1 protein-coding gene is annotated in these 13,119 nt (G+C 67.5%); it reads right to left on the bottom strand.

All coding sequences use genetic code 11. The features are described from left to right. The coding region (locus ACYQ8K_RS26315) for an amino acid adenylation domain-containing protein (protein ID WP_459973699.1) at nucleotides 1-13,118 on the bottom strand (13,118 nt) is incomplete at its 3' end. Nucleotide 13,119: the final 1 nt, after the last annotated feature.

Raw genomic sequence — 13,119 nt, 5'->3', positions numbered from 1 at the left:
TACAACTCCCCGACCACCCCGGCCGGCACCGGATGCAACCACGCATCCAACACAAACAACGCCGCCCCCGACACCGGTGAGCCGATCGGCGGGGTTCCAGATCCCGGCGCCAGCGGTGCGCTGATCGCCACACACATCGTGGTCTCGGTCGGCCCATAAGCATTGACCATCACCCGACCCGGCGCCCACCGATCCACCACCTCGCCCGGGCAAGCCTCACCCACCACCGCCAACGCCACCGACTCCAACCCCTCAACCGGCAACGCCGCCACCGCCGATGGAGTCTGCGTCAACACACTGACCTGCTCAGCAACCAGCACCCGGTGCAAATCCTGCGGCGAACCGGTCACCGCCTCGGCCACCACCACCACGCGCCCACCACGCAACAGCGCACCGAAGATCTCCCAGACTGACACGTCGAATGCCAACGAATGACACAGCGCCCACACCCCCGCATCCGGCAGCCCGGCATCCAACGACCCCAACAACTGCGTCACGTTGCGGTGAGTGATCGCAACACCTTTGGGCACCCCGGTAGTACCCGAGGTGTAAATCAGATAAGCGATCCCCTCGGCATCCGGCGCCGGTAGTGCCGTGCTGGGCTGGGCATCAAGAGCGGGATCATTGACATCGATCACGACCACATCACGCTCGTCGAGCCGCTCGGCCAGATCGGCGGTGGTGATCGCTGCGATCGGCGCGGCGTCGGCAAGCACGAAGCCGATCCGCTCCGGCGGCAGTCCCGGATCGATAGGCAGATACGCCGCCCCCGTCTTGAGCACCGCCAGGATCGAGGTGACCGCCTGGATCGACCGCGAAAACAGCAGCGCCACAGTCCGTCCCGGACCCGCGCCCGCGGCCGCGAGACTATGCGCCAACCGATTCGACGCCTCATCGAGCTCGCGGTAAGTCATCGAACGGGCTTCGGAGGTCACCGCCACCGCGTCAGGTGTCCGGGCCACCCACTCCGCGAACAGCGCCGGGATCGAGACCGACGTAGTCACCGACTCGGTCAAGACCGCCCGGTTACCGATCTCATCCAGCCGGGCGTGCTCGCCCGCATCCAGCAGATCCACCGATGAGAGCCGTCGTCCCGCGTCGGCGGTCATCGCCATCAAGACCCGCTGCAGCCGCGCGATCAACGCCTGGATGCTGGCGGCGTCGAACACGTCGGTGCGAAACTCCACGTGCCCCGAAATCCCCGCGGGCGCACCGGCTTCGGTCCAGTTTTCCTTAAGGAAGAAGACCAGATCCATTTTCGCGGTCTGGGTGTCCCCGAGCAGCGGAGTCACCTGCAGGTCAGCCAACGTCAGCCCGGTCTCGGGGACGTTGACCTGCCCGGGGAAGTTGTTCCAGCCCAACATCACCTGCACCAGCGGGTGATGGGCCAGGCTTCGAGTCGGGTTGAGCCGCTCCACCAGCACCTCGAAGGGCACATCCTGGTGCTCGTAAGCGGCCAGCCCGCGTGCTCGCACCTGAGCCAGTAGCTCGGCCACGGTCGGGTCGCCAGTCAGGTCGACGCGCAGCACCAAGGTGTTGACGAAAAAGCCCACGAGTTCATCGAGTGCGGGATCGCGGCGCCCGGCGATCGCGAAGCCCACCGCGACATCGTTGCTGGCGCTGAGTTTCGATAACAGCACCGCCAGCGCGGCCTGCATCACCATGAAACCGGTCGCGTTGTGCTCGCGACTCATCCGGGCGATCTGCTGCTGCAACAACGCTGGCCACTCCACCGCCACCCTGGCACCGCGCTGATCCGCCACCGGCGGGTAGGGCCGATCGGTGGGCAGCTGCAGCCGCTCGGGCATCCCGGCCAGCTCGAGTTCCCAATAAGCCAGCTGCGCGCCGATGCGGCTCTCACTGTCCTCGAGATCGCCGAACTGCGCGCGCTGCCACAGCGTGTAATCGACATACTGCACCGGCAACGGCGCCCAGTCGGGGGCCCGCCCCACACACCGGCTGGCATAGGCCACACTCATGTCACGCACCAGCCGGGTCGTCGACCACCCGTCGGCGGCGATTTCGTGTACGACGGCCACCATCACGTGCTCGTCGTCAGCGACACGAAAAAGCTTTGCCCGCAAAGGAATCTCGATAGCCAGGTCAAACCGGTAGCCCACCACGGCGCCGATGGCTTCCTTCAGCCGGTCCGCCGACCAGCCGGTGGTATCGGTGACCTCCCAGCCGAAGTCGGCCTGCTCGGCGGGTACCACCACCTGCCGCGGTATCCCATCGACCGCCCGGAACAGGGTGCGCAGGCTCTCGTGGCGGCCCACCACATCGACCAGCGCCGCAAGCAACGCGTCCGCATTTAGGTTGCCATTCAGCCGCAACGGCACCACCACGTTGTAAAGCGGTGAAGGGCCCTGCAATTGGTCGATAAACCACAACCGGCTCTGAGCGAACGACAGCGGCACCACCGCCGGTCGCTCGACCGGCTTGAGCGGTTCCAGGCCACCTCCCTGACCGATACGAGGCGCCAATTGGGCCACCGTGGGCGCCTCGAACACCGCACGCACCGAAAGATCGGCATCCAGACCGGTGTTGACCGCCGCGATCAGTCGCATCGCCGACAGCGAATCCCCACCCAAATCGAAGAACGAGTCGTCGACCCCGACCCGGTCCAGCCCCAGCACCTCAGCGAACACGCCGGCGACGACTTTTTCGGTCTCGGTCTGAGGCGCCCGGAAGGCCGTGGCAGCAAACACCGGTTCCGGCAAGGCTTTACGGTCAAGCTTGCCCGAGGACGTCATCGGGAACTCGTCGAGCACCACGATGTGGGTCGGCACCATGTACTCGGGCAACCACGCGCTCAACTGCTGACGCACCGCGGCGATCTTGGTGTTGGTCTGCGGGTCATTGGCGTGGGCGCCCCGGTGGTGGGTCCCGTCGGTCGGCAGATACAGATCGGTCAGCGGTGGGGTGGGGCGCTGGGGGTCGGCGGGGGTGATGAAGACGGCGTCCAGGGTGCCGGGTTGAGCGCCCCAGGTGACCGCGACGCGATAGCCGACGGCCTCACCGAGGCGGTGCAGTTGTTCGGGGACAACGGCCTCGACGTCGTCAGCGTGAGCGACCGCGTCGGCCAACGGCAGCCCGGCGGCCAGGCCGCGCTCGATGCCGACGTCGCTGCTCAGTCCGGTGCGAGGGATCTCGGTGACGCGGACAGTGTTGGGACGTTGGGCTATCAACCGCTCGTGCAGCCCACCCAGGCCCGCACACTGAGCCCACGCCCAGCTGTCCGCGGTTGCCAGTGAGCGCACCGCTGCGGGGGTTTTGTGGATGGTGACGTCGTAGCGGTACCGGTTCAGTTCGTTGTCGGCCATCCCGCGTTTGACTTCGATGCCGATTCCTGCCGCGGATGGCTGCTCCGCGGCCCAGGTGGTGAAAAACTCTGGGGCCAATAGTAATTCGGCCTCGCCGAGCACAGCGCGCTGAACTCGCTGACGAATCTCCGCGGCATCGGTGGCGGCGGTGCGGGCCAGCGCGATGCCCGTCTGAAACGCACTTTGCAGGCTGTGGTTACGCACGTCGCCGATGAACAATGCCCCGCCCGGTGCCAGCAACCGCATCGCCACGGCCATCACGTCACGCAGGTATCCCGCACTCGGGAAGTACTGGACCACCGAGTTGAGCACAACTACATCAAAATGGCCCTCCGGCAACCCGTCTGCGACATCGGCCGGCTGCACCCGCAGCCGCACCCGGTCGCCCCACGGCTGGCTGGCCACGGCCGCCTGCAGCTTGTGGATCGTCGGCGCCGAGAAGTCCGTCGCCCAATACTCGGCACACACCGGCGCGATCTGAGACAACACCAGGCCCGAACCCACGCCGAGCTCCAACACCCGCTGCGGCCGCAGAGCCAGAATCCGATCCACCGTGGCCGAACGCCACTCTTCCATTTCCTCAAGCGGAATCGGCTCACCGGTCAGGCTGCTGTTCCAGCCCCGGAAATCGTTGCCGAACTCCGGCGCATCGATTTCAGCGTCGTAGAGTTCGTCGTAGATGTTTTGCCACTGGTCGACGATCTCGGCGTCGTCATCCGCGGCAGCGGCGGCGGTGTGCTCGAGGGTGACATACGCGACGAGATGAGAGGCGTTGTCGCCGTGGTGCATAACGGCCGCGGCCTGGGTGACCTGCGGGCAGGCCAGCAAAGTATTTTCGATCTCGCCCAACTCCATGCGCTGCCCACGCAGCTTGATCTGGGTATCGACCCGGCCGAGATAGTCCAGCGTGCCTTCCGCAGTCCAGCGCACCAGATCCCCGGTGCGATACATCCGTGTCCCCGGGACCCCGTGTGGGCCGCCAAAAGGATTGGCCACGAACCGTTCCGCGGTCAACGCCATCCGACCGACATAGCCGTGTGCCACCGCCGGCCCGCTCAGATACAGCTCACCGACCACCCCGGGCGGGGCAGGGTTCAGCCGCGCGTCCAGCACCAGCGCACACACCCCCGCGATCGGGGCGCCGATGCGCACCGGCTGCCCCGCCGCCAGGGGTGCATGGGTAACCCAGATGGTGGCCTCGCTGGGCCCATAGGCGTTGAACATCTCCCGACCCGGCGCCCAGGCGGCAACCACCTCCCCTGGGCAGGCCTCCCCGCCGGTGATCAGCGTGCGAAGTCCGCCGAGCCTTGCCCGATCCAGCGACGACAGCACGGTCGGAGTCAACAACGCGGCATCGACCCGCTGGTCGTGCATCAAGCCGGTCAACGCCTCCCCGGCATACGCGTCCGGCGGCGCCACGACCAACGCCGCTCCCGGCGCCACCGCCAACAACCATTCAAAGAGCGACGCATCGAAGGTCGGCGCGGCCACCATCAGCACCCGTGCATCCGCGCCCAACCCGAACATCGCCTGTTGCGCGGCTGCCACCCCCAGCAGGCCGGCGTGGCTGACCGCGACGCCCTTGGGCACACCGGTGGATCCGGACGTGAAGATCACATAGGCGGTGTTATCCACACCCAATGGAGCCAGCCGGTCGGCGTCGGTGATCGGATCCGCGCAGCGCTCGGACACATCCAGACCATCGATGCGTAGCACTGGGCGCGTGCCGGCGACCGTGTCGGCGCTGCACGTCAGCACGCACACGGCGCTCACCGCGTCGAGCACCGCCGCAATGCGCTCCACGGGATGGGTCGGATCCACCGGCACATACACGCCGCCGGCCTTGAGCACCGCCCACCAGGCCACCAGCAGCTCGGCAGACCGGCCCATCGCCACGCCCACCGCGCGCTCGGGACCGACCCCCGTCTCGATCAACACCCGCGCCAACCGCGTCGACCATTGATCAAGCTCGCCGTACGACAGCTCCCGACCACCATCGACGACGGCCACAGCGTGCGGGTCGGCGGCCAGCGCCGCCGCCAGCAACGCCGGCGCCAGCCCCACCGGCGCGGTCACCCCGGCACCCGACCAGCCCGACAGCACCAGATCACGCTCACCGCGATCCAGCAGCGACACCTCACCCACCATTACCGAGGCATCGGCCACGACCGCCTCGATCACCCGGCCGAACCAGCCGACCAACCGCTCGATGCTGGAGCGGCCATAGAGATCCGTGGCGTAGGTCAACACTCCGGCGGCCATCGGCGCTCCGCCCGCGTCCTCGCCGGGCACCTCGCTCAGTTGGATGTCGATGTCGAATTTGGCGGTGCGGGTGCCCACCATCAGGGGCTCGACGCTGACACCCTCGAGCGCGATCTCGGGGCGCGCATTGTTCTGCAGGACGGTGGCCACCTGGAACAGCGGATGATGCGACGCGGAGCGCACCGGGTTGAGCTGCTCGACCAGCAGCTCGAACGGGACATCTTGGTTGCTGTAGGCATCCAGCGCCTTGTGGCGCACCTGCTCGATCACCTCACTGAACCGCTGCGCAGGACTCACCGCCACCCGCAACACCCAGGTGTTGACGAAAAACCCGACCAGCTCATCGAGCGCCGGATCCATCCGCCCGGCGATCGGGGTGCCCATCGTGACGTCCTCGCCGGCCCCGGCGCGGTGCAACACCACAACCATGGCCGCCTGCAACACCATTGAGGCGGTCGCGTTGTGCGCGGCGGCCAACGCCTTGACCCCCGCCCAGGTCTGCGGGTCGAGGCGCAGCTCCACCTCATCACCGCGATAGCTGGGCACCGGCGGGCGCGGCCGATCCGCGGGCAGCGACACCACCTCGGGCAGATCGGCCAGCTGCTGCCGCCAATACGCCAGCTGCGCCGCGATCACGCTGTCGGGATCGGACTCGGCACCCAACCAATCCCGTTGCCACAACGTGTAATCGGCATACTGCACCGGCAACGGCGCCCACTGCGGGGCCCAGCCCTGCCGCCGCGCCCGATACGCCTCGCCGATATCCCTGGCCATGGGAGCCAGCGACCAACCGTCAAACGCGATGTGGTGCACCACAATTCCGACCACATGCTGCTCGGGACCCACCGCATAGATCTGGGCCCGGATCGGGATCTCGGCCGACAAATCAAACCGATACCCCGCCAGCGCCGACAACTCGCCGACCAGATCCTGTTCGGTCAACGACACCACCGCCGCGTCCCCGCGCCGCCACATCCCCGGCTCGACCGGCACCACCTGCTGCAACGGCACACCATCGATGTCGGGAAATACGGTGCGCAACGACTCGTGACGTGCAATCACATCGTCCAGGGCGGCGCTCAACGCCTCGACGTCCAGGACTCCGTTGATCCGAAAAGCGGTCGGCATGTTGTAGGTCGCCACCCCGCCCTCGAACCGGTCCAGGAACCACAACCGCTGCTGGGCAAACGACAACGGCACCACCGCCGGCCGCTCCACGGCCACCAATGGCTTGCGCCCGTCCCCCTCGGCGCCGATACGCGGCGCCAACTGGGCCACCGTGGGCGCCTCGAACACGGTGCGCACCGCCAGGTGCACATCCAGGGCGCTGTTGACCGCGGCGATCACCCGCATCGCCGACAGCGAATCCCCGCCCAGGTCGAAGAACGAATCGTCGACACCGACCCGATCGAGCCCGAGCACCTGGGCATAAATCCCGGCCAGGATCTCCTCGGTGGCGCTAGCCGGGGCGCGGTAGCCGTTGCCCGAGGTGTATTCGGGGGCCGGCAGGGCACGGGTATCCAACTTGCCGTTGACCGTCAACGGCAACGCATCCAACGCCACCACCGCGGCCGGAACCATGTAGGCCGGCAGCCGCTCCGCCAGCGCGCTGCGCAGGTCGGCCGGATCCGCAGTCCCGGTGACATAGCCCACCAAGCGCTTATCACCGGGACGGTCCTCGCGGGCGACCACCACCGCCTGCTCCACCCCATCCAGCCGGGCCAAGGCGGCCTGGATCTCACCGAGTTCGATGCGATAGCCGCGGATCTTCACCTGCTCATCGGCGCGACCCAGATAATCCAGCTGCCCATCGCCGCCCCAAAACACCAAATCCCCGGTGCGATACATCCGTGATCCCGGCGCTTCGGCGCCGGCGAACGGGCACGCCACGAACCGCGATCCGGTCAAAGCGGCTCGGCCTACGTATCCGTAGGCCAGCCCGCCGCCGGCCACATACAACTCCCCGACCACCCCGACCGGCACCGGACGCAACGACGCATCCAGCACGAAAAAGCCCAGATGCGCCAACGGCACACCGATGGGGCTGACATTGCGACCGACATCGTCGCCGACGATCTCGCGGAACGAGGCATGCACCGTCGTCTCGGTGATCCCGTACATGTTGATCAGCTGAGGCAACCGCGGGTGCTTGCCCAGCCACGCCCCAAGACGCTGGGGCTCTAGCGCTTCGCCACCGAATACCACCGTCCGCAGGTTGAGCCGACCATCGGATTCAGGTACGCGCGCATCGGCGGCTTGCAGCGCATAAAACGCCGACGGCGTCTGACTCAACACGGCGACCTGCTCGGCAATCAGCAACGCGTGCAAGTCTTCCGGCGAACGGACGACCTCGTCGGGCACCACCACCAGCCGCCCCCCATGCAGCAGCGCACCGAAGATCTCCCACACCGAAAAGTCAAACGCCAACGAATGACACTGCGACCAGGCCCCCGGGCCCCGCAGCTCCTGGTCGGCATTCAAGGTTGCCAGCAGCCGGAGCACGTTCTGGTGCGCGACGGCCACACCCTTGGGCACCCCGGTCGTACCCGAGGTGTAAATCAGGTAGGCGATATTGTCGGGCGCCGGCGCCGGCAAACCCGCGCAGGGGTAGCCCGGGATGCGAGGGTCGTCGACATCAAGGACCGGCACTTGGCGCTCATCCAGGCGACCGCCCAACCCCGCAGTGGTGATCGCGGCGATCGGTGCGGCATCGGCGACCATGAACTCCATCCGCGCCGCCGGGTGTGCCGGATCGAGCGCCAGATACGCCGCCCCGGTCTTGAGCACCGCCATGATCGCCACGACCGCCTCGGCCGACCGCGGCAACAGCAGCGCAACGCACTCTCCGGGGCCGGCGCCCATACCAGTCAGCAAGTGCGCCAACCGGTTCGACGCCTCGTCGAGCTCCCGGTAGGTCATCGAGCGACCGTCACAGGTCACCGCCGGCGCTTCGGGCGCACGCATGACCTCGGCGGCGAACATCGCGGGAATCGACGCCGCGGTTGACGCCGTGCGGGCGAACACCGAGCGGTTGCCGATCTTGTCCAAGTGCGCGTGCTCCTCGGCATCGAGCACATCCACCGACGACAACCGCTGGTTGGGATCGGCGGTCATGGCCGCCAGCACCCGCCGCAACCGCTCGATCAGCGTTTCGATGGTCTCGGTGTCGAACACGTCGGTACGGAACTCCACCGTGCCGCCGATCCCGGCGAGTTCACCGGCCTCGGTCCAGCGCTCGGCCAACGAGAACGTCAGGTCCATCCGGGCGGTGCGCATGTCGACGGGCATAGGCGTGACCTGCACATCACCCAACGCGAGCGCGGCGGTGGGGTCCCCGGCGAAGTTCTGCCACGCCAACACCACCTGCACCAGCGGATGATGGGCCAGCGACCGGGTCGGGTTGAGCCGCTCCACCAGCACCTCGAAGGGCACATCCTGGTGCTCGTAGGCGGCCAGACTACGTGCACGCACCTGCGCGAGTACGTCGGCGACACTGGGATCCCCGGCCACATCAACCCGCAACACCAGGGTATTGACGAAAAAGCCCACCAGTTCATCGAGTGCGGGATCGCGGCGCCCGGCGATCGGGAACCCCACTGCCACATCGGGATTGGCGCTGAGCTTGGCCAGCAGCACCGCCAGGGCGGCCTGCATCACCATGAAGCTGGTCGCGTTGTGCTCGCGCGCCACACTGCGCACCCGCTGTTGCAGCTCGGCCGGCCACTCCACGGCCACACTGGCGCCGCGCTGATCGGCCACCGGCGGGTAAGGCCGGTCGGTGGGCAACGCCAGCCGCTCGGGCATCCCGGCCAGGGCCCGCTCCCAATAGGCCAGCTGCGCACCGATGCGGCTGTCAGTGTCCTCGAGATCGCCGAACTGCGCGCGCTGCCACAGCGTGTAATCGGCGTACTGCACCGGCAACGGCGCCCAGCCCGGGGCCTGCCCAGCACACCGGCTGGCGTAGGCCACCCCCAGATCAGCCACCAGCGGTGCGATCGACAAGCCATCGGCGGCGATATGGTGCACCGCAGCCACCAGGACATGCTCGTCGTCGGCGATGCAGAAAAGCCGTGCCCGCAAAGGGATTTCGGCGGCGAGGTCAAACGGAAGACGCACCGCCGCCTCGATGGCGTCCGCCAGCCGGCTTGCCGACCAGCCGGTGGCATCGATGATCTGCCAGCCCAGGTCGGCTCGCTCGGCGGGCACCACCAACTGTCGGGCGATCCCGTCGGGGGCGACGAACAGGGTGCGCAGGCTCTCGTGACGGCCCACCACATCGGCCAGCGCCGACCCCAACGCGCCGGCATCCAGCGGCCCGCTCAGCCGCAACGCCACCGCCATGTTGTAAACCGATGACGGCCCCTGCAACTGATCGATAAACCACAACCGCTGCTGGGCAAACGACAACGGCACCACCGCCGGCCGCTCCACGGCCACCAACGGCGCCAGCCCACCCCCCTCGACACCGATACGGGGCGCCAACTGAGCCACCGTGGGCGCCTCGAACACGGTGCGCACCGCCAGGTGCACGTCCAGCCCGGCGTTGACCGCGGCGACCAGGCGCATCGCGGAAAGCGAATCCCCGCCCAAGTCGAAGAACGAATCGTCAACCCCGACCCGCTCGAGTCCGAGGATCTGGGCGTAAATGCCGGCCAGGATCTCCTCGGTGGGGCTGGCTGGGGCTCGGTAGCCCGCGGTCTCGGCGTAGTCGGGCGCCGGCAGGGCGCGGGTATCGAGCTTGCCGTTCACCGTCAACGGCAGCGCAGCCAAGGTCATCACCGCGGTCGGGACCATATAGTCCGGTAGCCGCTCGGCCAGCGCGCTGCGCAGCTCGGCCGGATCGGCGGTCCCGGTGACATAACCCACCAGGCGCTTATCGCCCGGGCGGTCCTCGCGAGCGACCACCACCGCCTGCTCCACGCCATCCAGCTCGGCGAGCACCGCCCGGATCTCCCCGAGCTCGATGCGGTAGCCACGAATCTTGACCTGCTCATCAGCACGCCCCAGATACCGCAGCTGCCCGTCAGCGCCCCACCGCACCAAATCCCCGGTGCGATACATCCGCTGTCCGGACTCCCCGAACGGACATGCGACAAAGCGCGACCCGGTCAACGAGGCCCGGCTCACATACCCACACGCCACGCCGCGACCGGCCACATACAACTCGCCGACCACCCCGGCCGGCACCGGACGCAACCACTCGTCGAGGACGAACAGCGCCGCGGTCGATACCGGCGCACCGATCGGCACCACACCGGCCCCGGCCGATAGCGGCGCGCTCAACGACGCGTACACCGTGGCCTCGGTGGGGCCATAGGCGTTGATCACCACCCGGCCCGGCGCCCACGCATCAACCACCTCGGCCGGGCAGGCCTCACCGCCGAGCAGCAACGCCACCGACTCCAACCCTTGCGGGCACAGCGCGGCCACCGCCGATGGGGTTTGGGTGAGCACGTTGACCCGTTCACCGACCAGCAACGCGTGGAAATCATCCGGCGATCCGGCCACCTCGTCGGGGACGACCACCAGCCGGCCCCCGCCGAGCAGCGCGGCCCAGATCTCCCATACCGAGAAGTCGAAAGCATAGGAGTGGCATTGCGTCCACACTTGTTCCGGCGGCAGGCCTGAGGGCTGCGAGTCGGCCACATGGGTCAGGTTGTGGTGGGTGACCGCCACTCCCTTGGGGACACCTGTGGTGCCCGAGGTGTAAATGAGGTACGCGATGTCCTCCGGGGCCGGCGGCGGTGGCGCCGTGCTGGGTTGGGTTTCCACAGCGGGGTCATTCAGATCGATGACCGTCAGATCGCGCCCGTCCAGCCGCGGGCGTAGGTCCGGGGTGGTGATGGCGGCGACCGGGGCGGCATCGGTGAGCATGAACTCGATCCGGGCCGCCGGCAGCGCCGGATCGATCGCCAGATAAGCCGCCCCCGTCTTCAGCACCGCCAGCATCGCCACGACGGCCTGGGCCGAGCGTTCCAGCAGCAACGCCACGCACTGCCCCGGCCCCATACCGCGGTCGGTCAGCAGGTGGGCCAACCGATTCGCGGCCTCCTCGAGTTCCCGATACGTCAGGGCGCCGCCCTGGAAGCTGACCGCCACCGCCTCGGGAGCGCGGGCGACCTGGCGGGCAAACACCACAGGAATCGACACCGGCGCCGGTGCGGGCTGGGTCAACACCGCCCGGTTGCCCCACCCATCCAGACGGGCGCACTCACCCGCACCCAGCACGCCCACCGACGGGAGCCCTCGGCCCGGATCGGCGGTCATCGCCGCCAAAACCCGCTGCAACCGTCCCGCTAGCTCGGAGACGTCAAAATCCGAGAACAGCTGCCCAGCGCCGGCCGTACCGAGGGAGAGTTGGTCGCCGTCGCCGGAGAAGACCAAGCCAAAGCCACCCCGGTGGCCAAGATTGGTATACGACGCCGATGCCGTCACACCACCGAAGGACAGCGTGAAACTGGATGGGAGGAAATTGACGCTGACCCGGTCGGCTGACTGCCCCGGGCCGCGGGCATAAACCTTGCGCTCAAGAGCCTGCACCGGAAATCTTTGATGCCGCAGCGCTTCCCTTATCTGCGTGTCAACATGGGCACAAAATCCGGCAACCGTCGATTCCGGCGAAACGCGTAACACCAACGGCACCACGCCGGCCACCATCCCGGGAAGCGTCTTCAGCTCCGGGCCTACTCGCCTGCTGACCGGGAAGTCGAACACCACCTCTGAGCCGTCACCGCACCACCCGCGCAACAAAAGTGCGCACGCCGCGGTGATGACCGATGATCGCGGCACGTTCCACGCTCGGGACAACTCGTCAACGCGGCGAACGACATCCGGGTCCAGCTGAACGGGCGCGGACGGATGCGACGGACCATGCTCGCCGGGGGCCTGAGGTAACCGGTAGGGCGATCCATCTTCCGCTGGAAGGTGTTCAGCCCAGTAGGCCTGGTCATCGAGAAAATCGGTGGACGCTTCGTACTCTGCTTCGCAGTCAACCAGGTCCTGCAACGAGCCGAAGATGGAGGGTGGGATCGGCGCGCCGGAAACAATTGCAGAGTAGACGGATGCAATCCGTTGGCCCACCAGCGCAATGCCGGATCCGTCAGCGACTATGTGGTGGCTGCACGCGAACAAATAGAATTCATCGAACCGCGCCCGGAACAGCGCAAATTTGAACAGTGGGCCGGTGAACGGCATCGGCGTGCGTTGGATCGAGGACGCTACCTCGTGGGCGTCCCGCACGGCATCGTCCGAGCCGCTCAGGTCATAGAAGGCCAGCTCGACATCCGGGTACTCCATCGGCCGCTGGAATACCTGGCCATCCACCTCGAAGATGGCGGCCCTACCCGGTTCGGCCTCTTGCACCGCCCGGCGGATCGCCCACTCGAGGGCGTCACGCTCTACCGGACCCTCGATTTTGACGAACAGGCCAAGCTGCCACTCCGTACCGAGTTGACCCGATTCCTGCGCAAGCCAAATGTCCAGCTGCCCACGCGTCAGCGGATAGGCCTGGCCGTCGGGATCAGTCGGCCGCACG

The sequence above is a fragment of the Mycobacterium sp. MUNTM1 genome (genome assembly GCF_054660795.1).
This window is presented reverse-complemented; position numbering and strand designations above follow the sequence as displayed.